The following is a 21,114-nucleotide window of genomic DNA, read 5'->3' on the forward strand; positions in this document are numbered from 1 at the left end:
TGTGCCCGCGCATGCGTCGATCTTCACGCGCGCACTGCGCATCGGCACCCCACACCTCATCGGTTCGCTGCCGCGACGGCCGCTGCGCCCGACGACGTGCGCGGTGCGCCGCCCGAGCCGTAGGCCGCTTCGCCGCTGCGGCGTTCGGCGGCGCGCTTCTCCTCGAGGCGCACCTGCGCGGCGACGATGCCTTCCGGGTAGTTGTCGGCGTCGCCGGCGGATGGATCGTAGCCGACCGATTCGAGGTCGAGCAATTCCTGGCGAACCTGTGCACGGGTGAGCGGCGACTGCGCATACGATGCGCGCGGTGCGGCGAGCAGGACGGTCGCGGCCGCGCAGAGCGTCGCGAAGGTGACGATGATGGATTTCATGATTTCCTCGGAGGGTTTCGCTGCGGTTCGTCGCGCACGCGGCGGGCCGCAGCGACGAAACGAATCGATACGCGTGGAACGCAACGCACGTCACGCGGCGGCGGCCGTCGCCACGGTCATGTCCGGTCGCGCCGCCACCGCGCGCAGCATGCTGACCGACGGCAGCCTGAAGCGCTCGGCGGCGAGATCGACGAACGCGCGCACCTTGCCCGGCAGGAACTCGCGGCCGGGATACACGAGCGACACGGCGACGCCGTCGCTGACGAGTCGGTAATCGGCGAGCACGCGTTTCAGCGCGCCGCTGCGCAGATCGCTCGCCACCGCGAATTCGGGCAGCAGCGCGATACCGCCGCCCGCAAGCGCGAGCTGACGCTGCATCAGCGCGCTGTTCACGGTGACGCGCGGCTCGACGTGGAGCGCGTCCACGGTGCCGTCCGGGGCAACCCACCGGCACGTCTTCGCGCCTGTCGCGACGCCGACGATCCGGTGCGCGGCGAGGTCGGCGGGCTGCTGCGGCGCGGTCATGGCGAGCAGGTAGCCGGGCGATGCGACCGCGACGAGCGGCGCATGGGCCAGCGCGCGCGACACGACCGAGAGCGACGAGATCATCGTATCGGCGACGATCCCGCAGTCGAAGCCACCGCCGAGCAGATCGACTTCCGACTCGGTCAGCGTGATGTGCAGCGACACCTCGGGATGGCGCGACTGGTACTCGGCAAACAGCGCGGCCAGCTCCGGCGACATCAAGCTGTGCAGCACGACGACGTTCAGATCGCCGCCGATCCGGCTCGATTCCTGCGTCGCGCGCGACTCGATCTCGGACAGGTCGGCGAGCAGCGAGCGGCAGCCTTGCGCATAGCGGACGCCGACTTCGGTGAGCACCGTCTTGCGCGTCGAGCGTTGCAACAGCTTCACGCCGAGGTGCGATTCGAGATCGCCGACGTAGCGCGTCACGAGCGACGGCGACAGGTTCAGCTGGTGAGCGGCATGGGAGAAGTGATGCGTGTCGGCAACCTTGAGAAAGACCCGCATCGCACTGAACAGATGATTCACGACGATTCCTGTTGGAAGGGGCGGTGGCGGCGGCGGATCAGCTGCCGAAGTAGACGTTGCAGAAGCTCGCCGGGCCGATGCAGCCGGCCTCAGGTGCATTCGGTGCATCGGGCGTGCGGGTCGGGGCGACGCGCACCGGTGCGGCGATGGCCTTCGTTGCGGTGGCGCCGTGTGCGCATGCGTCATCGCCTGCATGCGCGGCGGCGACTGCTACGACAGAGGCGATGCTGCTCGATTGCTGCTGCGAGGCGGGCGCCGCCGGTTGCTGTTGCGCGGATGCGGGTGCGGTGACCGTGATGCCGCAAAGCGCGATGAAGGTGGCGAGAACGGAAAGGGAAGCGGACCGGGACATTCAGGATTCCAATTAGACCAAACGGGTTTTACACGCGTTCGATTCGGGACGTGGGCATCGCCGACGCAGGCCGTCGATGGCCGGGAGCGTGTCAGATTCTTCTTGTCGAGTGTGTCGGCGTGCTACGGAAGGATCGTGCGACATGGGCGCCGGGCCCGTCGACGCCGCTATTCGGCGCGACCGATTCACATCGAATCGATGAGGGGAGAATGATGGAAAACCCTGAGCGTGTCCAAGGCGTATTTCCGATGCGGTCGATAAGGCGGATCGATCGTTGATCGATGCATGCGCAACGAAACGACGACGCAAGAAACGACCGCCGCATCCGTGATGCGGCGGACGATCGATCTGGAGATTGCGGTGGAGATTGCGGCGGCGCCGCCGACGTCAGCCCTGCTCGCGCGCCGTCAGCGTACGCAGCGATGACAGGCTGCCATGGTCGAGCATCTCGCGCACCAGCTCCGCGAATGCCGTCGACGCGACCGTGCGATACGCGCCCTTGCGGCGCAGCAGTGCGACGGTGCGCACCGGGAACGGCGGGTCGAGCGGCACGTATTGCAGATCGCGATGCTCGAACTCGATCGTGCCGGGCAGGATCGTCGCGATCTTGCCGCGGCTCACGATCTTCAGCACGGCGCTGATCGAATTGGCCTGCAATGCGACGTCGGGCTGCATGTCGTACGACTGGAAATAGCTGTCGACGTAGAAGCGCGACACGAAGCTCGTCGTCAGCAGTGCGAGCGGCGTATCGGCGAGCTGCGTCGGCGTGACGGGCTCGCGTTGCGCGGTCAGCGCATGCGTGTGGCCGACCACCAGCATCAGCTGTTCGGGAAACAGCGCTTCGGCCTCGATTTCGTCGGAGCGCACATCGACGAAGCCGAACGCGAGATCGACCTGGTCGTCGCCGAGGGCGGTCTCGACCGCATCGAGCGACATCTCGGTGATCTCGATCACGATGCCCGGATAGCGTTCGTGGAACTGCTCGATCACCGGCGCGACGAGGTATTCGGTGAAGGTCGGCGTGAAGCCGATCCGCAGTTGCCCGCGCGACAGGTCGTGCACGTCGTGCAGCGCGCGTTGCGCGGTGACCAGATCGTTGTGCGCGCGGCGCACGTATTCGAGGTACACGCTGCCGAAGTCGGTGAGCTGTACCACGCGGCCGCTGCGATCGAACAGTTGCGCGCCGAGCTCGTCCTCGAGCTGGCGCACCTTCTGCGACAGCGCCGACTGCGACACGCTCAGCGCTTCGGCGGCGCGCGTGAAATTGCGATGCTCGTCGATCGCCAGCAAATAACTGATGTTGCGAAGCAGCGGGCTGCGTTGTGTGAACTTCATCTTGCGCGGATTGATTCGCGAGTCGCGTGGGGCGGGCATCCCGCCATTATGCGCCGGCCGCGCGAGCATCGGATCGTCGACGGTGCTCATTGCCAGCCGCCTCCGAGCGCGAGGAAGGTCGCGATCTGGTCGTCGTTCACCTGCTGCCGTGCCTCGGCGACGGCCGTTTCGGCCGCGAGCCACGTGCGCCGCGCATCGAGCGCGACGAGGCCGCCGACCCGGCCGCCATGGCGCAGTTCGTCGGTACGCTCCATCACGTCGCGCGCGGCGTCGCGCGCTGCCTGCAGACGTTGCAGGCGTTCGAGCGCGGCGGCGTACGTGCTCAGCGACGTCTCCGTTTCGCGCAACGCCGTGAGCACCGTCGCATCGAAATGCGCGAGGCTCGCGCGGCTGTCGGCGCGGGCCGCGTCGATGCGGTCGCGGATCGCGCTGCGATGCAGATCCCAGGTCACCATCGGCCCGACCGCGAAGCGGTTCGTCAACGGCGTGAGGAACGCGGCCGCGCCGCCGGTCGAGCCGATGCTCGCGCCGAGCTTGATGTCCGGATACAGCGCCGCGGTTTCGACGCCGATGCGTGCGGTCGACGCGGCAAGCCGGCGCTCGGCCGCGCGCACGTCCGGACGGCGCGCGAGCAGCGCGCGGCCGTCGCCGGACGGAATCGGCGCGGCCAGTTCGAGCGGCTTGCGGCACGACAGCAGCGCGCGATCGTAGTTCTCCGGCGGCTCGCCCATCAGCGTCGCGAGCCGGAACGCCGCATTCAGCCGGCGCGCCTGCAGCGGCGCGAGCGCCGCGCGGCTGTCGTCGATCGCACCGCTGTCGCGCTGCGCTTCGAAGCTCGGCGCGCGGCCGTTAGCGATCAACTGGCGCGTCAACGCGAGGCGCTGCTGCTGCAGCGCGATCGCCCGCTGCAGCACGTCGATCCGGTTTCCGGCATTGCACAGGTCCGAATACGCGCGCGCGACTTCGGCGGCGACGTTCACGCGCACCAGATCGCGCGCGGTGGCGACGGCCTCGTGGTCGGCGGACGCCGCCTCGATTCCGCGCCGGATGCCGCCGAACAGATCGAGGTCGTAGCTCATCGTGAAGCCGATGTTGTAGATCTCGTGCCGCGGCGGCTCAACGTGCGACAGCACCGCTGCGGCGGATTGCTGCGTGTAGTTCGTCGACGCGTCGAAGCCCGCGCTCGGCTCGCGCGCCGTGCGCGCCGCCGCGAGCAGCGCGCTGCTGCGCTCGAGGTTCGCCTGCGCGGCGCGCAGATCGACGTTGCTCGCGAGCGCCCGCTCGATCAGCGCGTCGAGCGCCGGATCGTCGTACAGCCGCCACCAGCGAGCGGGCAACGGCGCATTCGACGCGGCCGTTGCACCCGCAACGAACGCGCCGCTGGCGGCCGGCGCGTTCGCGAGCGCGGCAGGCGGCACGCGATAGTCCGGGCCGACCTCCGCGCAGGCGGCGAGCGCGAGGCCGAGCGCGGCGATCCACGCTTTGCGCACGCTCACCATGGCAGGCTCCGGCGCACCGTGACGTCGCCGGCGCGTGCGTGAATCTCGACCGACGCGGTCTGCCCCGGCACGAGCCGCACGCCGGGCGGCACCGAATCGATCGCGATGCGCACCGGGATGCGCTGCGCGAGCCGCACCCACGTGAACGCCGGGTTCACGTTCGCGAGCTGCGCGTCGCCTCCCGCGCGCTCGCGGTCCTCGACGCCGCCCGCGACGCTCTGCACGTGGCCGCGAATCTCGCTCGCGACGCCCATCAGATAGATGCTGGCCGGATCGCCGACGTGAATCGCGGGCAGCTTGGTTTCCTCGAAGTAGCCTTCCACGCGCAGCGACGTGTCGTTGACCAACGCCATCGCGCCCTTGCCGGCGCTCAGGTACACGCCGGGCAGCAGCCCGACGTTGGTCACGGTGCCGTCGACCGGTGCGCGCACGAGCGTCCGTTCGAGGTTCAGCGCCGCGAGGTCGCGCGCGGAATGCGCCTGCGCGAGCGCCGCGCGCAGCTTCTCGACGCGCGTCGCGCCCTGTTGCGCCGACTCCTCGGCCACCACGTCGGGCATCGCGCGATTGCGGCGGTCTTCGCGGATCGCCTCGTCGAGTTCGGCCTGCTCGCTCGCGAGGTTCGCATCGGCCTGTTCGAGCGCGATCCGGTAGCGGGACGGATCGATCACCAGCAGCACCTGGCCCTTCGTCACTTTCTGGTTGTCGTGCACGCGCACGTCGGTGACGAGGCCGCTCACGTCGGGCGCGATCGGCACCACGTCGGCGCGCACCTTGCCGTCGCGCGTGAGCGGCTCGATCTGGTAACGCACCCATAGTCCGTAGATCGCGGCGACGATGCCGGCGAGGATGGCGGCCGTCAGCACGGTACGCAGCAGCGGAATGATTCGCTTCATGTTCAGGAGAGGAGTCGATGCGGGAGACAGGCGTCGGCAATGCGGGCGATACCCCACCACAGCGCGAAGAAGGCGGCCAGTTCGAGCAGTGCGGGCTGCCACAGCAGCAGGTGCAGGCGCAGCCGCACCAGCATCCCGCGCAGCATGAACGTGACGCCGAGCGCGACGACGGCCCAGGCGAGCGCGGATGGCATGTAGATGCCGAAAATGTGGATCTCTTCGATCATCGCGTCGTTCCTTCGACGAGTTGAACATGCGGAAACAGGTTGCAGCGCATGCCGACCAGCGCGAGCAGCGTGGCGTCGTCGCGGCCGGCGGGGTCGCGCGCGACGGCCGCGATCGCGCGATTCAGCGCGCGCATCAGCGTTGCGTCGGCTGCAATCGGATGGCGGGCGTCGGCGCGCGCGCGATACAGGTTCGACACCTGCGCGAGCGCGGCCTCGATTGCCGGGCGCGTATTCGCGTCGCCTCGATCGAGCCCCTCGCGCGCCTGGATGATGTTGCGGCCGATGCGCAGGTCGCTCAGCCCGTCGACCGCGTGCAACGCGTCGTCCGGATCGGCGAACGCCATACGTGTTGCGACCTGACCGAGCCGGTCGATCGCGCGCGCCGTCCACGTGGCCGCATCGAGCGGCCGGCGCGGGTCGGCCATCTGCGCGAGATCGGCCCAGTTCTGGCGCACGATCCGGTATGCGGTCCAGCGCGTGCTGGCCGAGCGGAACAGTTTGCTCACGACCAGCGTCGTGGCGATGCCGCCGATCTGCGCGAGCCCCGTGTTGAGGAACAGCGCGAAGTCGGCCTGGAAACGATCGAGAAAGCCCATGGCGACGATGAAGCAGGAGAACATCGGAAGCGCGCGCGCGGTGCGTGCGGGATCGGCCTGGATGTAGCCCATCCAGACGAGCGCCGGCGCGAGCGTCAGGATCAGCATCCCGGCGCCGTCGACCCGCGGCAGGATCACGAACAGGTACAGCGCGGCGAGCGGAAACGTGACGAGCGTCGACACGAGGTAGCGGCCGATCATCGGCGCCGGATCGTCCTGCGCCGCGAACGAGCAGGTGACGAGCGCGGCGAAGGCGGCGGTCGCGGACCCGTTCGGCCAGGCGAGGAGAATCCACACCGCGCAGTAGATGACGATCGCGGTGGCCGTCGCCGCGCCAGCGAGCAGCGCGAGCCCGTGATCGCGCGCGAGCGCGAAGCGGCGCGTTGCGTCCGCGGGCGTCAGGTGGCGCGCGAGCTCGGCGTCGCTTGCGGCGAAGCTGCGCACCAGCGTGCGGGCCGCGTGCAGCGTGTCGATGAAATCGGCGGTGCGGTCGAACAGGTTTGCGGCGAGCAGCGACGTCCACGTCGAATCGTGCAGCCGCTCGGCGGCAAGGGCGCGGCAGCGCGCGGCGAGGCCGGCGTCGAGCGCGTCGCCGACCTCCTGTGACGCGTGCAGGTCGGCGATCACCGCGTCGACGAGCGTGGCGGTGTCCGCATCGACCGCGTTCAGCGCGCGCAGTTGGTCGAGCCGGTTCGCCGCGGCCGACGCGATCGACAGCAGCGCGGCAAGGCGGTGCTGCAATGCGGTGACGGTGTCGCGCGTCGCGAGCGCGAAGCGCTGATCGAACGGCAGCGCCGTCGCGATGATGCCGAGCTCCGTCACATCGGCGGCGAGCTTGCGGCGATGCGCGTGTTCGAGGCGCGCGTGGCGGGTGCCGAACGCCTCGGCGGTCCAGCGGCATGCATCGCCGAGAAACGACAGCGCGCGTTCGTGAATCACCGGCCGGTTGTTCGCGGGCTTCACGACGCGGTGCGCGATCGTCACGCACAGGATCGCGACCGACATTTCCTCGACGCGCGACACGGCGGTGATGAAGATGTTGGTCGGATCGTCGAGATACGGAAAGCAGATCACGGCCGAGCTGAACGCCGCCATTTGGAACAGGAACGCGCGCGGAGTGCGATCGAGCACCGCGAGATAGATGCAGAAGCCGATCCACAGCGCGAGGCACAGCACCAGCAGCGCCGGCGAGTTCTGCAGATTGGGTGCGATCGCAACGGTGACGATCGCGCCGGTCGCGATGCCGGCCACGCGATAGATGGTCTTCGGTCGGAACGTGCCGGCCATCGGCTGTGCGGTCACGTATACCGTGAGCAGCGCCCACCACGGGCGCGGAAAGCTGACGGCGAACGAGATCAGCAGCACGAGCGCGGCCGCGACGAAGGTGGTGACCGAGAACAGCAGCTTTCTCGGATCGATGGAGAAGGGGTCGCGCGGCCGTAGCGGCGCGACGGTGGCTTGCGACACGTCGGTTTCCTCGGGCGAGACGGGGGAGTAGTGTTTGCTGCGGGCGCGTTACGGCGCCGGAGGCGGCGTGCTGCACGTCATGTCGTGCGGCACCGGTGGGCTGCATGCGTCGCGGCGGACGGAAACGGAGCGTGCGCGAACGCGGCGGCGCACGCAGGGATGGTTCGTTGGAGGCATTTCAAGCACGGCGAGCGCGCCTTTTCCTTGTTATTCAAGCGTGTGGCGATACGCGGTCGTTCAGCGCGGCGCCACGAAAACGCGTTGCGAAGGATCAGGGTTTCATTCGATTGCGATGGACGAAATTGTGCGCTGCGGCGTGCGCGCCGTCCAAGTCGGATTTCCGACCGGGTCGATCGGTTTTACTTATCGCTCGATGCACGCGGCCGTCGGAATGCCGATCGGCGTACGGCAGGTGCAGGCGAGGCGGTTGCACGCGCAACCGTATGAAGGAACGGCCGCTCGCGCAGCCGCGCGACGTCAGAACAATTGCCCCTGGCCGGAGATCACGCGTTCGAAATCGTCGCGCAGGAACGGCAGGATCGCATCGGCAACCGGCTGCAGCTGGCGGCTCACGTAGAACGCGTAGTCGATCGGTGAGCGCATCGTCTCGAGCGGCTCCGGGCCGGCGGTCGTCATCACGTAGCTGATCCACCCGCCGCGCTGGTACTGCAGCGGACGCCCGCGCGCCTGGTTGAATTCATCGGCGATCCGCGCGGCGCGCACGTGCGGCGGCACGTTGCGCTGATATTCGCTCAACGGCCGGCGCAGCCGCTTTCGATAGATCAGCTGCGCATCGTATTCGCCGGCGAGCGTGCGCCTGACGTAGTCGCGGATGAAATCCTGGTACGGCTCGCGCTTGAACACGCGCCGGTACAGTTCGCGCTGGAACGTCTGCGCGAGCGGCGTCCAGTCGGTGCGCACCGTTTCGAGCCCCTTGAAGACGAGATCGTCGCCGCCGTCCGCCGCGCGCGCGAGGCCCGCGTAGCGCTTCTTGCTGCCTTCCTCAGCACCGCGCACGGTCGGCATCAGGAAGCGGTGGTAGTGCCGCTCGTATTGCAGCTCGAGCGCGCTGTCGAGCCCGTAGCGTTCGCGCAGATGCGTGCGCCACCAAATGTTCACTTGCGCGACGAGCGCGCGGCCGGTGGCGGCCGCCGCGTCGTCGTCGTGTGCGCGGCCGAGCCACACGAACGTCGAATCGGTGTCGCCGTAGATCACCTCGTAGCCCTGTGCCTCGATCAGCTCGCGCGTGCGATGCATGATCTCGTGGCCGCGCATCGTGATCGACGACGCGAGCCGCGGATCGAAGAAGCGGCAGCCGGTCGAGCCGAGCACGCCGTAGAACGAATTCATGATGATCTTCAGCGCCTGCGACAGCGGCGCGTTGCGCCGGCGTTTCGCTTCGTCGCGGCCTTCCGACACGCGTCGCACGATGTCGGGCAGGCAATGCGCGGTGCGCGAGAAGCGCGCGCCGAGAAAGCCGGGCACCGATGCCGCATCGTCCGGATGCGCGAGCCCTTCGATCAGGCCGGCCGGATCGATCAGGAACGTGCGGATGATCGACGGATAGAGGCTCTTGTAGTCGAACACGAGCACCGAGTCGTACAGGCCGGGTCGCGAATCCATCACGAAGCCGCCGGGACTGTTCTGGCCGGTCACGTCGCCGAGGTTCGGCGCGACGTAGCCGAGCCGGTGCATGCGCGGCAGGTACAGATGCGTGAACGCCGCGACCGAGCCGCCCGTGCGGTCGGCCGCGAGGCCCGTGACGGTCGCGCGCTCGAGCGCGAACGACAGCAGGTCGGCCTTCGCGAAGATTCGCGTGACGAGCTCGCAGTCCTTCAGGTTGTAGTGCGCGAGCGCCGGCTTGTCGTGGTCGAAGCGGCGCTGGATCTCGTCCATCCGCTGATATGGGTTGTCGATCGACTTGCCTTCGCCGAGCAGCGCCTGCGACACGTATTCAAGGCTGAACGACGGAAACGTCCACGTCGCCGATTTCAGCATGTCGATGCCGTCGAGGATCAGGCGCCCGGCCGCGCCCGCGAAGAAGTGATCGGGCTGCTGGCCGTGCGCGCGCCATTCCAGCAGGCTGCCGCCGCGCCCGAGTTTCAGCGCGACGCCGTACTGCTGCGCGTGCGCGTGCAGGATGCGCAGGTCGAATTGCACGAGGTTCCAGCCGATCACCGCATCGGGATCGTGCTCGGCGAACCAGTCGTTGAGCCGCGCGAGAAGCTCGGCGCGGCTGTCGCAGTAGTCGAGGCGAAAGTCGATGGCCCGCGCGTCGCCGTTCGGCGGCCCGAGCATGTAGACCTGTCGCTGTCCGCAGCCTTCGAGCGCGATCGAATACAGCTCGCCGTTCACGCTCGTCTCGATGTCGAGCGACACGCAGCGCAGCGTCGGCCGGTAATCGGCCGCCGGTTTCAGTTCGCCGTCGGTCAGCGTGCCGTCGGCGGCGACGGCGCCGCGAAACAGCACGGGCGCGGTGATGAAGCGCTCCATCGTGTAGCGGTCGGGCGGCTGCACGTCGGCTTCGTACACGTCGACGCTGGCCGACGCGAGGCGCTTCTGCAGTGCGCTCAGATGGCGGTAGCGACGGCAGTAGAGGCCGGCCACCGGGCGCTGACGAAAGTCGCGCAGCGCGAGCGGACGCCATTCGGCATCGCGCTCGCCGGCCAGCGCGCGCTCGGCGAGCGCCTGCTGCTGCGCCGGCACGAACGCGACGGCTTCCTGCGGGCGCAACCGCACCCGGCGCGGACCGTGTTCGGTTGCCAGCCAGAACTCGATCTCGATGCCGGACGCGGTGTCCCGCCAGTGGCGGGTGAGGATGAAACCCTGCTCGAACTCCGTCAAAACGCTCGCTCGTCGTGGATGCCCAGGCGGCGAATTTTAGCGCTTGCGCGTGCCGGCCGCCGCGCGTGCGTCGATGGCGTCAGGCGGCGCGGGCGGGCCGCGCGTTGCGCGTGCCGCATCGAGCAGCGTGCTCAACCTTCGCCGTGGCGCTGCGCAGCGGCGTCGACGCGCGCGAGCAACGCATCGAGCGCCTCGATCGGAATCGGCTTCGCGAAATGGTCGTCGAAGCCGGCGTCGGCGGTTTCCTTGCGATCGGACGAACGCACGTGCCCCGACAGCGCGACACGGAATGCATCGGGCGCGATGCGCGTCGCGTTCAGTTCACGCAGCAGCTCGAAGCCGTTGACGTCGGGCATGCTCAGGTCGATCAGCATCAGCTGCGGTGCGAAGTCGCGCGCGAGCGGCACCGCATCGCGCGCGTGGTAGGCGACGCGCGCCGTGTGGCCCTTGATCTCCAGCAGGACGGCGAGGGTGTCGGCCGCTTCGCGATTGTCGTCGACGACCAGGATGCGCAGCGGGCGCGTCGTGAGCGGTGCCGGTGCGACGCGCGCCGGCTCGACGCGTTCGGCCGGCTGCGCGAGCGGCAGCCGCACGGTAAACGACGAACCCTTGCCGATGCCGGCGCTGTCGGCGGTGATGCTGCCGCCGTGCAGGCCGACGAATTTGCGGCAGATCGCGAGGCCGAGACCGAGCCCGCCGGCCGCAAGGCGGCCCGCGCTGCTGTCCTGTTCGAACAGTTCGAAGATCGACTCCTGCGCGCCGGGGACGATGCCGATCCCGCGATCGACGACGTCGATCGCGACCACGCTCGCCTCGGTGCGCACGTGGACTTCGATGTGCTCGCCGTTCGGCGAATACTTCGATGCGTTGTCGAGCAGGTTGTACAGCACCTGCACGAGCCGCACGTCGTCGCCGCGCACGATCACCGGCGCGGGTGGCAGGCGCACGACGATGCGCTGTCCGCGTGCATCGACCTTTGGCTGGATGCTCTGCACGCTGCGATAGACGATGTCGCGCACGTTCAGTGGCGCTTGCTGCAGATCCACCTTGTCGGTCTTGATGCGGCCGATGTCGAGCAGATCGTCGACGAGCCGCACGAGCTGGCCGATCTGCCGCTCGGCGATGTCCTTGCATTGCGTGAGCGCGGGGCCGAGCCCGGCCGCCGGCAGGCTGTGAAGGATGCCGATCGTGTGCTGCAGCGGTGCGAGCTGGTTGCGCAACTCGTGCGCGAGTGTCGCGATGAACACGTCGAGCCGCCGCGTGGCCGTTTCCAGTTCCTCGACGCGCTTGCGCTCGGTCATGTCGCGCGTGATCTTGATGAAGCCGCGTAGTGTGTTCGACTCGTCGCGCACGGCCGTGATCGTCACGCTGGCCCAGAAGCGCGAACCGTCCTTGCGGACGCGCCAGCTTTCGTCCTGGAAGTGCCCGGACGCGACCGCGGTTTCGAGCGCCTGAGCCGGGCGGCCGGCGGCGATCGCGTCGGGCGGATAGAAGCGCGAGAAATGGCGGCCGACGATCTCGTCCTCGCGGTAGCCCTTGATGCGCTCCGCGCCCGCGTTCCACGTCGCGACGTTGCCGTGCGTGTCGAGCATGAACACCGCATAGTCGGTGATCGACGAGACGACCGTCTGGAACCGGAACTCCGCGTAGCGGTGGAGCTGCGGCTGATCGTGCGCGACCGGCTCGCGGTTCGAAGGGATGGGCGGCGGATGGTCTGGCGTCATCGGGATACTCGTTCTGTGTGGCGATCGCGCCGCGTGCTCGGTCGCGGTGCGGTGGGCCGTCGCTGGCTGGGCCGCGATGGGGATTGGTGCTCGCTTCGGCGTTGGCGTTGATGCTCGCGTGGGCGTTTGCACCAGCACCAGCGCCAGCACCGCGGCCCGTCGGCGCCGCCTCGCGACGGCGCCCGCACGCGGGCGCGCGACGCGGCGCGCTCAGGCCGGCATCGCCGCGAAATCGCGCTTCAAATTCTCCGGGTCTTGCGGCCGGTGATACAGAAAGCCCTGCGCATATTGCACGCCGACGGCGCGTAGCGCGCGATGCTGCTCCTCCGTCTCCACGCCCTCGGCGATGACGGTCACGTCGTAATGGCGCGCCAGCGCCGCGATGCCCTCGATCAGCCTGGCGTTGCCGGTCGTCAGCTGCGAGATGAACTGGCGATCGATCTTCACGTAGTCGAACGGAAAGCGCGACAGCAGGTCGAGATTGCTGTGATGCGTGCCGAAATCGTCGATCGCGAACTTCGCGCCCGTCGCGCGCAGCGCGGCGAACATCTCCGTCGTGCGTGCATTCTTCTCGAGCAGGACGCGCTCGGTGACTTCGAGCACCAGCGTGCATCCCGGCGGCAGCCGGCGAATCGCCTCGGCGACGAGGGCGACGAAGCGCGGCCGTTCGAGGTCCTGCGGCGCGATGTTGATCGCGATGCGCAGCGGCGTCGACGGCGCCAGGTCGGCCAGTTCCGACACGGCCGTGCGCAGCACGAATTCGGTGATCTTCGGCAGGATCGAGCTCGACTCGACCTCGGGGACGAATGCCGCCGGACCGATGGCCCCCCATTTGGGATGCTGCCAGCGCAGCAGCGCCTCGACGCCGACCGTTCGGCGCGTCTCGACGTCGACGATCGGCTGGTAGACGACGTGAAGCTCGCCGCGCTTGAGCGCGTGGCGGACCGCCTTCAGCAGCAGCCGGCGCGGCGCCATCGCCAGCAGGTACGCGGCCGCGACGAGACCGTTCACGAGCAGCGCGATCGTCAGGCAGACGAGCCGATAGCGCCGATACACCTGCGAGACGTACGGTTGCGACGCCGCGACCGACACCGTGAACGGCCACGCGCTCGACGTGATCGCGCTGCCCGCCGGCGCGGCCGCCGGGTGCGGCGGCATGAAGCGGCCGCGCTGATCGAGGCCGCCCCAGCCCGCGACCGACAGCGTGGCCGTCGCCGCGCCGAAGCGCGCGCCGTACGCGAGCATGTCGGCCACATAGTCGCCTTCGATCAGGTACAGCACGCCCGAGCCCGGCGTTGCCGCCCGCACGACCGCGAGCACCGGCACGCCGCGCTGAAACGGCGTCTGCTCCAGCAGCGCGAGCGTCGTGCCGGCCGACGCCGGCGTGCGCGTGTAAACGTCGAGCGGAACATCGACCGGGCCGAGCGCGGACGAGCAGGTGACGCGGCCGCCGTTGACCAGTCCGACCGCACGGAGGTAGCGCAGCCGCGTGGCCGCTTCGGCGAGCGTTCTGGACACGCTGGCGCAGGGCCGGCCGATCAGCGCGTCGAGTTCGCCGGGATGCCGTGAGCGCACGCCGTCGAGGATATGGTCGATCGAGATCGCGATATCGGTCGCGACCGTGCGCTCGTGGCGCGTGACCGAGTCGCGCGCCATGCGGTCGGCCATGACGAGCGCGAGGACGAGCACGACGATGCAGGCGAGGAGGGCAATCGGCAACACGATGTGCTGCGCGGCGTCGGCGCGATGGAATACCGGCTTCGCGCCCGGCGTGGACGCGGACGTTCGTCGGGTCGCGCTCGTTGTTGTCCGTATGGGCATGCTCGTCGAACCGGTCGATGAATGGGCGCGAAGCATTCGCCGTGCCTGGCCGGAGCGCGGCGGTCCGCGCCGGTAGCGGGACGTCAGTCGATTCTACGCTCGCGACACACGCGAAGCGATAACGATGCGGGGACACGGGTTCGACGCGGCTCTCCATAACATACATCGATTACGCATATATATTGATGGCGCGTAAAAAAACCCGGCCGCATCGAATGCGGCCGGGCGGAACCCACCTTCTCTTGGCACGAGGACGGTGTGCGGCAAGTATACGATGGATCCCTCAATTGTTGATCGTAGTTTGTTAATTGAATGCTGTGTCGTAGATTAACGTGTGATCGTAAATATTCGTGGGACGGCGTATACGTTGCCATCAGCCGCCTATCTCGTATGAACGTCGGTTATCTGGGTGATACCGCGGCCAATCCGGGAACGCCGCGTTATGGCGCGCTGTAGGCCGAAGCGTCCGGCGCGCCGGGATTCAGAAATCGTCGCGCATCCGGTGCAACAGGGCGCGAGGCGATTGACGCGTGTCCACGGCGGTGAGCACGTCGGTGACGAACCACGGCAGGTTCAGCTGCGTGTCGGAATCGCCGACGCATACGCGGATCGGCGGCCGATTCGAAGGCTGACGCACGCTGGAGGACGGCACGCAGTTCTTCTGCTGCGGCGGAACCTGCGCGGTGGGGATGTTGGCGCTCGCGTCGGCGTATGCGGGCGAACTGGCGGCAACGAGCACGAGCAGGATGGCGAGCGGGGCGGTGTGGTTCATGTCACTTTCTCCGACGATGCTCGTTCGACCTCGCGGTGTCGGCGGAGTTTCGGCGCGGCCGCTGGCTGTTCGCATGCGGTTCCGCGTTGGACCGTAGCCGCGCGTGCGGCGTTGCCATGAAAGCGTTCTTCAGGCCCATGACGGATGCGAATGGGAGCGCAGCGTTGCGGCGCGTATCGGGCCGCCGCGTGCGATTGCATCGACCACGTTGAAGAAATCGTCATGCAGCCGCTTTGTCATCCGGTACGTGACAGGCTCCGCGTCGCGGACGTTCAGCCTTTCCGATGACGCCGCCCGTTCACCGCGTCGACCGCCGCAGCGATCTTCGTCTTGGTGTCACAACCTTCTGTGTATCGGTGAACCGGCGCCGTTGCGCGACGAGCGAGACGATGCACGCACCGTCCCGCCTCGGGAAGAAATCGATCAAGCCGGCGAATGTCGCAGCCGACTTTGACGGCAAAAATGCCAGCGCGTCGTCAGGCGATGATCGGCATGGCGCGCCATCGCGCCCGACCAGCCGAGTGTATCCGTATGAACGCGCGCGGTTCAGTGCACGCTTGCCGATGCGAGCGCGTGCATCGTATCGGTGACGCGCATGCATCGCGACAGGCCGAAGATCTCGGCTTCGCGGCGCTCCGGCTCGCTGCTGGCGACGCCCACCGCGCATTCGGGCGGTACGCCGAGCGCTTGCAGCGCGACGTCGAACGGATGGCGGTTCGCTGCGGCATCCTGCTGATCGGCGTCGGTCACGACGACCGCGAAGCGGTCGAGGGTCGCGCGGCCGAACTGCCCCTCGAACATGTCGCTGAGGCGGGCGGCCGGCAGCGTCGTGACGAGGCCGAGCCGATAGCCTTGCTCGGATGCGCTGTCGAGCCACTGGATGATGGCGTCGCGCTGGTTGCGTGCTTCGTGCGAATCGGGTGTCGCTTCGATCTGCGCGAATGCAGCATCGAGACGGGTGACGATGGCTTCAATGACCACGGTGATTCCTCTCCTGACACGTGACGATCCGTTCGCGGACGGGAATGCTCGACACCTTAGCGTCGATCCGGAATATGCGACCAATTAATATTTATATCCGACCCATACGATTCGACTAATGAATGGCATCGCGGGCCATGACTGGTGCGGAAGTGCGCGATGCAGCACGACACGCAGGTTCGGCATCGGCGCGACGGCCTTCGCCCGATGCACCAAACATGCGCAGCCGATCGCTGCACCACGGCCGTGCGCCGCAGCGGGCCGCGTATCGCGTGGTGCGCGCGATACGCGGTGTTGCGGCACCGTGCAAGCCGCGCTCAGTGCAGCTTGATCGACGGCTGGTTGCGGCGTTGCAGCCAGTGCCCGAGCGACTGGAACAGCGCGCGCTTCAGTCCGTACACGCTGAACAGATGCTTGCGGTACAGGAACTTGTACAGCCCGATCGCGGCGAGCCCGTCGACGATCACCGAGCGCGGCCGCGCGCCGAAGTCGGCCTGATAGACGGCGCCGGTGTGGCCGAGCGACACCACGGTGCCCGCATCGCGGAACGCGAAGCGCGCCACCCGCTTGCCGGCGAGGCGCCGCGCGAACGCGTCGCCGAGGTACACGGCCTGCTGGTGCGCGACCTGCGCGCGCGGCGGCAGCACGCTCAGCGCATCGGCCGACGGGCACGCGGCGCAATCGCCGAACGCATACACGTGCGCATCGTCGGGCGTTTGCAGCGTGTCGGTCACGATCACCTGGTTCGACCGGTTGAGCGCGATACCGCCGAGCTCCCGCAGGATCGCGGGGCCGGCCACGCCGGCCGCCCAGATCGTGATGTCGCTCGCCAGCCGCTCGCCGGTCGCGGTCGTGACCGCGTCGGCATCGACTTGCGCGACGCGCGTATCCGTCAGCACGTCGACGCTCAGCGTGCGCAACTGCGCATGCATGCGCGCCGACAGCCGCTCGTCGAGCGCCGGCAGGATGCGCGCCCCGCCTTCGATCAGCCGGATGTGCACGTCGCGCGTGGACACCAGCGCCTTGAAGCGATACGTCGTCAGTTGCTGGACCGCGTGACGCAGCGCCGCGGCCAGTTCGACGCCCGTCGCGCCCGCGCCGATCACGCTGATGCAGACCGGTGCCGCGCGCCGCGCCGGATGCTGCTCGGCCGCGTGGTTGGCCCGCGTGCATGCGGCGAGGAACTTGCGCCGAAAATCTTCCGCCTGGTCGAGGTTTTCGAGCGGCAGCGCGTGGCGGGCCGCGCCCGGAACGTTGAAAAAGTTCGTCACGCTACCGACGGCGAGCACGAGGTCGTCGTAGCCGAGTTCGCGCTGCGGCAGGATCTCGGTGCCGTCGGCGTCGTGCACGGCGGCGATCGTCACCGTGCGCGTCGCGCGGTCGAGCGCCTGCAGCGCGCCCTGCACGAACCGGAAGCCGTGGCGCTTGGCCTGCGCGACGTATTCGATCGTGTGCGTGGCCGGATCGCGATGGCCGGATGCGGCTTCGTGCAGCAGCGGCTTCCAGAAGTGCGTCGGGTAGCGGTCGACGAGCACGACTTCGGCCTGCCCGCGGCGCCCGACCGTGTCGCCGAGGCGCGTCGCGAGCTGCAGGCCGCCGGCCCCGCCGCCGACGATCACGATGCGCGGCGTGGGTGGTGCGCGGTCCGTTGCAACGGTGTGCGTGTTGTGGTTCATGTTGGGCTCCCGCTTGATGATGATTCGAATGACATTCCTCAGGAACCGACGATATAGTTTCGAACCTGCGCAAACAATTTAATGTTTATAAGCGACTCATATGTATTCACTTATAGGAAAGACCGCAACGTTCCGGCAGTTGAAGGCGCTCGACATGATTGCGCGGCTCGGTAGCGTGTCCCGCGCGGCCGAGGAGCTGAACCTGACGCAGCCCGCCGTCTCGCTGCAGGTTCGGCTGCTCGAGGAGGCGGTGGGCGCCGCTTTGCTGCAGCGGGTGGGGCGCGGCGTGCAGCTGACCGCGGCCGGCGAAATCGTCGCGCGCTACGCGCGCGAGATCCTGCATCTGTGGAGCGAGGCCGGCGACGAGGTGGCCGCGCTGACGGGCGATCTCGGCGGCACGCTGCGCATCGGCGCGATCACGACCGCCGAGTATCTGATTCCGCCGTTGCTCGTCAAATTCACCGCGACGCGTCCGCACGTGAAGACCTATTTCAAGGTCGGCAACCGCGACGACATCATCCGCATGCTCGCCACGCATGAAATCGATCTCGCGGTGATGGGCAGCGCGCCGAAGGAGCTGCGCACGCACGCGGTCGAATTCGCGAAGCATCCGATGGTGTTCGTCGCCGCGCCGACGCATCCGCTGATGCAGCGCAAGCGCGTCACGCTGAAGGATCTCGAATCCGCCCACCTGCTCGTGCGTGAACGCGGCGCGGGCACGCGCTCGACCGTCGAGACGCTGTTCAAGACGGCCGGCTACCGGTTCCACGTGGGCTCGGAACTGTCGAGCAACGAGGCGATCAAGCAGATGGCCGAAGCCGGGCTCGGCATTGCGTTCCTGTCGCTGCACGCATGCGCGCTCGAGTTGCGCACGGGGCTGCTCGGGCAATTGCCGTTTCCCGGCAACCCGATCGAGCGTGAGTGGTACGTGGTTACGCTCGCCGATCGCCGCATCTCGCAGGTGACCGGGCTGTTCCGCGATTTCCTGATCAAGCAGGGCGCGCCGGTGATCGACGGCGCGACGGTCGCGCCGCACGATCGGCGGCGGAAGCAGGCGATGTGAGTGGGTGATGCAAGCGGCCCGATACGGGCCGTGCCGTGCGGCGCCGCCGTCAGACGATGCCGAAGTCGTCGTTGCTGTCGGGAATCGACGCGAGCAGTCGCTCGAGCCGGTGCCAGCCGATCACGCGCAGGCAGCGTTCGGCAAGGGTCGGGCTGTGGTCGCGCGACGCGCCAAGCGCACGCAGGCGCACTGCGCGGGACGATGAAGTGGCGGCAAACGCCGCATGCAGCGGGCATGAACGGGGCATCTCGGTCTCCGTAGGTGTCGGATTCGCGCATCGTAGGCGGCGCGGCTGCGATTGGCGCGCATGCAAGGATTGGCCCGAGCAGAAACGGATGATCTTTTCCGACGCGACGTCGAAGTGACCGCGCAGGCCCGGCAAGCGCGCCGAAAAGGCGTCACAATGCGCGATCTGTATCCGCTTCGGTGGAGGGAAATCATGAGCGATCCGATTCTCGCCGCGCCGCCCGACGAAGGCGTGCCCGTCACGCTGCGCTCCAGCCGGGGGCTCGGATGGCGCGGCTTCGGCGCATCGCTGCTGGAAATGCGCGCGGGCACGTACCGGATTCCGGCTGCCGAGCATCACCGCATCGGCGTGCACGTCGGCTCGCCCGTGCGCGCGGATTGCGTATGCGACGGCGAGCGCGTGTCGCGCATCCAGGCGCATGGCGACGTCGACGTGATCCCCGCAGGGCTGCCGGGCCGGTGGACCGACAGCGCCGATTGCCGGGTCCTGTACATCGCGCTGAGCGACACGTTCGTGCGGAGCACGTTCGAGCAACTCGAACTGAAGCCCGCGCACGCCCAGATCCGCCGGCGGCTGCAGGTGCGCGATCCGCGGCTGCAGCACATCGCGTGGGCGCTGGCCGCCGAACTCGACGCGGCGGACGCGTCGGACCCGCTCTATGCGGAGAGCCTGTGCACGGCGCTCGTCGCGCGGCTGGCCGACAGCCGTCCGGCGCTACGCGAGCGCACGCCCATGCTGACGCCGAAGGCGGCGTCGCGCGTGATCGATTACGTCGAGGCGAACCTCGAACGCCGCATGACGCTCGCCGAACTCGCGGCGCTCGTGTCGATCAGCGTGCCGCATTTCAAGGTGCTGTTTCGCGCGACGCTCGGGATGCCGGTGCATCAGTACGTCGTGCGGCGGCGCGTCGAGCGGGCCAAGACGCTGCTGCTCGAAGGACGGCTCAGCATCAGCCAGATCGCGCTCGAGGCCGGCTTTGCGCACCAGAGCCACATGGCGAACTGGATGAATCGCGTGCTCGGCGCGACGCCGACCGAAATTGCGCGCGCGGGGGGAAGGGCGGGCTGACGCGGGCTTAGGAGGTTGATGGCGGTAAGGGCAGCGTGAATGGCAACGCCAACCTGACAGCGCGCCTCCGATAACATCCACCGAGCCGCAGCTCACGCCGTCCACCCGCGCGCCCCGACCATCGCGTCATCCATTCCTGCTCGCTTCATCCATCCGTGCGCGCCATCCGAGTCGCGCACCGCGACAATCACCGCAACGTCATCCCCCAAGGAGCGAATCGTGTTCGTGATTTTCGGCGCAACAGGCAATATCGGTTTGTCGGCCGTCACGGCCCTGCGCAGCGCAGGCCATCCGGTTCGCGCCGTCCTGCGCGACGCAAGCCGGCGCGAGCGCTTCGTGCAACTCGGCTGCGAGGTGGCGATCGCCGATCTGACAGACGCACGGGCCGTCGCCGCGGCGCTCGACGGCGCGCAGGCCGTGCAGATGCTGTGTCCGGCGCCCGCCGCCGAGCGCGACCCGGCCGCGTCGATGGAGCGGATCATCGACGTCGTGACCGGCGCGCTCGTCGCCGCTGCGCCGCCGGCGCTGCTCGCGTTGTCGGATTACGGCGCGGAGCGCGACGGCAACACGGGCATCACGCGGCTCTTTCATCGGCTCGAAGCGGCGTTCAAGACGATCCCGACGCAACTCACGCTGCTGCGCTCGGCCGAACACCTGCAGAACTGGGCGCGCGTGCTGCCGGTCGCGCTGGCCACCGGCGTGCTGCCGAGCTTTCATCATCCGCTCGACAAGGTGTTTCCGACGGTCTGGGCGCAAGACGTGGGCATCGCGGCCGCGCGGCTGCTGACCGAGCCGGCCGCGGCGCGTACGGCGTTGCGCATCGTCAGCATCGAGGGGCCGCGGCGCGCGAGCGTGCGCGACATCGCCAATGCGCTCGCCGAACGCGCCGGCCGCGCGATCGTCGCGCAGGAACTGCCGCGCGACGCATGGACCGCGACGCTGTTGCGCGCCGGCCTCAGCGAGCGCCATGCACAGCTGATCGTCGATCTCTACGACGCGCACAACGCAGGGCAGATCGACGTCGAGGCCGGCGTGTCGGAGCGCGTCTACGGCGCAACGTCACCGGAGCAGGCGATCGCGGCGCTGCTGCGCGAGCACACGCGCTGAGCCGACGTCTGCGCCGAT

General features: G+C 68.5%; 18 protein-coding genes and 1 pseudogene. 3 read left to right on the plus strand and 16 right to left on the minus strand.

Annotated elements, in window-relative coordinates:
• Window positions 1-56 precede the first annotated feature (56 nt).
• From MYA_RS17135 to MYA_RS17200, 15 genes and pseudogenes are all read right to left on the minus strand, one after another.
• Window positions 57-371 carry a DUF4148 domain-containing protein gene (locus MYA_RS17135; RefSeq protein ID WP_014724325.1) on the minus strand — a complete coding sequence of 105 codons (315 nt, stop codon included), beginning with the start codon at window positions 369-371 and terminating at the stop codon, window positions 57-59.
• A 90-nt stretch (window positions 372-461) separates the two neighbouring features.
• On the minus strand, window positions 462-1,424 hold the full coding sequence (locus tag MYA_RS17140; RefSeq protein ID WP_014724326.1) for a LysR family transcriptional regulator: 963 nt from the start codon (window positions 1,422-1,424) through the stop codon (window positions 462-464).
• Window positions 1,425-1,461: 37 nt separating this feature from the next.
• Complete coding sequence (locus MYA_RS17145) at window positions 1,462-1,776, minus strand: hypothetical protein (protein WP_014724327.1); 315 nt, start codon at window positions 1,774-1,776, stop codon at window positions 1,462-1,464.
• 387 nt (window positions 1,777-2,163) lie between these two features.
• Complete coding sequence (cynR, locus tag MYA_RS17150; protein ID WP_014724329.1) at window positions 2,164-3,201, minus strand: transcriptional regulator CynR; 1,038 nt, start codon at window positions 3,199-3,201, stop codon at window positions 2,164-2,166.
• Window positions 3,198-4,610 (minus strand): efflux transporter outer membrane subunit, encoded by a 1,413-nt coding sequence (locus tag MYA_RS17155; protein ID WP_014724330.1) that lies wholly within the window; start codon window positions 4,608-4,610, stop codon window positions 3,198-3,200. Before MYA_RS17155 ends, cynR begins: the two co-directional genes overlap by 4 nt.
• On the minus strand, window positions 4,604-5,503 hold the full coding sequence (locus tag MYA_RS17160) for an efflux RND transporter periplasmic adaptor subunit (RefSeq protein ID WP_014724331.1): 900 nt from the start codon (window positions 5,501-5,503) through the stop codon (window positions 4,604-4,606). Before MYA_RS17160 ends, MYA_RS17155 begins: the two co-directional genes overlap by 7 nt.
• Window positions 5,504-5,505: 2 nt before the next feature.
• Window positions 5,506-5,730, minus strand: a complete 225-nt coding sequence (locus MYA_RS17165; RefSeq protein WP_011881228.1) for a DUF1656 domain-containing protein — start codon at window positions 5,728-5,730, stop codon at window positions 5,506-5,508.
• Window positions 5,727-7,793, minus strand: a complete 2,067-nt coding sequence (locus MYA_RS17170; RefSeq protein WP_014724332.1) for an FUSC family protein — start codon at window positions 7,791-7,793, stop codon at window positions 5,727-5,729. The genes MYA_RS17165 and MYA_RS17170 overlap by 4 nt, the downstream gene beginning before the upstream one ends.
• A gap of 477 nt (window positions 7,794-8,270) precedes the next feature.
• A complete protein-coding gene (locus MYA_RS17175; protein WP_014724333.1) occupies window positions 8,271-10,637 on the minus strand; it encodes a DNA polymerase II in 2,367 nt (788 codons plus the stop codon).
• 131 nt (window positions 10,638-10,768) lie between these two features.
• Entirely contained in the window at window positions 10,769-12,361 is a 1,593-nt protein-coding gene (locus MYA_RS17180) for a PAS domain-containing hybrid sensor histidine kinase/response regulator (RefSeq protein ID WP_014724334.1), read from the minus strand.
• A 210-nt stretch (window positions 12,362-12,571) separates the two neighbouring features.
• Window positions 12,572-14,218, minus strand: a complete 1,647-nt coding sequence (locus MYA_RS17185) for an EAL domain-containing protein (protein WP_041494048.1) — start codon at window positions 14,216-14,218, stop codon at window positions 12,572-12,574.
• A gap of 445 nt (window positions 14,219-14,663) precedes the next feature.
• Window positions 14,664-14,954: a hypothetical protein gene (locus MYA_RS17190; RefSeq protein WP_011881233.1), complete on the minus strand. Its 291-nt coding sequence runs from the start codon at window positions 14,952-14,954 to the stop codon at window positions 14,664-14,666.
• A gap of 97 nt (window positions 14,955-15,051) precedes the next feature.
• Window positions 15,052-15,224: pseudogene (locus MYA_RS32195) on the minus strand (histidine-type phosphatase); the annotation flags it as partial.
• A gap of 276 nt (window positions 15,225-15,500) precedes the next feature.
• The gene (locus MYA_RS17195) at window positions 15,501-15,935 is read right to left on the minus strand and encodes a hypothetical protein (RefSeq protein WP_011881235.1); all 435 of its coding nucleotides are present in this window, start codon (window positions 15,933-15,935) and stop codon (window positions 15,501-15,503) included.
• Window positions 15,936-16,252: 317 nt separating this feature from the next.
• Window positions 16,253-17,611, minus strand: coding sequence for an NAD(P)/FAD-dependent oxidoreductase (locus MYA_RS17200; protein ID WP_011881236.1), 1,359 nt, complete (start codon window positions 17,609-17,611; stop codon window positions 16,253-16,255).
• 100 nt (window positions 17,612-17,711) lie between these two features.
• Here MYA_RS17200 and MYA_RS17205 point away from each other — a divergent pair, with 100 nt between their 5' ends.
• The gene (locus MYA_RS17205; RefSeq protein WP_011881237.1) at window positions 17,712-18,674 is read left to right on the plus strand and encodes a LysR family transcriptional regulator; all 963 of its coding nucleotides are present in this window, start codon (window positions 17,712-17,714) and stop codon (window positions 18,672-18,674) included.
• A gap of 49 nt (window positions 18,675-18,723) precedes the next feature.
• On the opposite strand, the gene MYA_RS30000 is transcribed toward MYA_RS17205, so the two are convergent.
• Window positions 18,724-18,921 (minus strand): hypothetical protein, encoded by a 198-nt coding sequence (locus MYA_RS30000; RefSeq protein ID WP_041494255.1) that lies wholly within the window; start codon window positions 18,919-18,921, stop codon window positions 18,724-18,726.
• Between the two features lie 192 nt (window positions 18,922-19,113).
• Between MYA_RS30000 and MYA_RS17215 the strand changes: the two genes are divergently transcribed.
• On the plus strand, window positions 19,114-19,989 hold the full coding sequence (locus MYA_RS17215; protein WP_041494049.1) for an AraC family transcriptional regulator: 876 nt from the start codon (window positions 19,114-19,116) through the stop codon (window positions 19,987-19,989).
• A gap of 219 nt (window positions 19,990-20,208) precedes the next feature.
• Window positions 20,209-21,096, plus strand: a complete 888-nt coding sequence (locus MYA_RS17220; protein WP_014724339.1) for an NmrA family NAD(P)-binding protein — start codon at window positions 20,209-20,211, stop codon at window positions 21,094-21,096.
• The last annotated feature ends 18 nt before the right edge of the window (window positions 21,097-21,114 follow it).

It is taken from the genome of Burkholderia sp. KJ006 (assembly GCF_000262695.1).
Taxonomy (GTDB): domain Bacteria; phylum Pseudomonadota; class Gammaproteobacteria; order Burkholderiales; family Burkholderiaceae; genus Burkholderia; species Burkholderia vietnamiensis.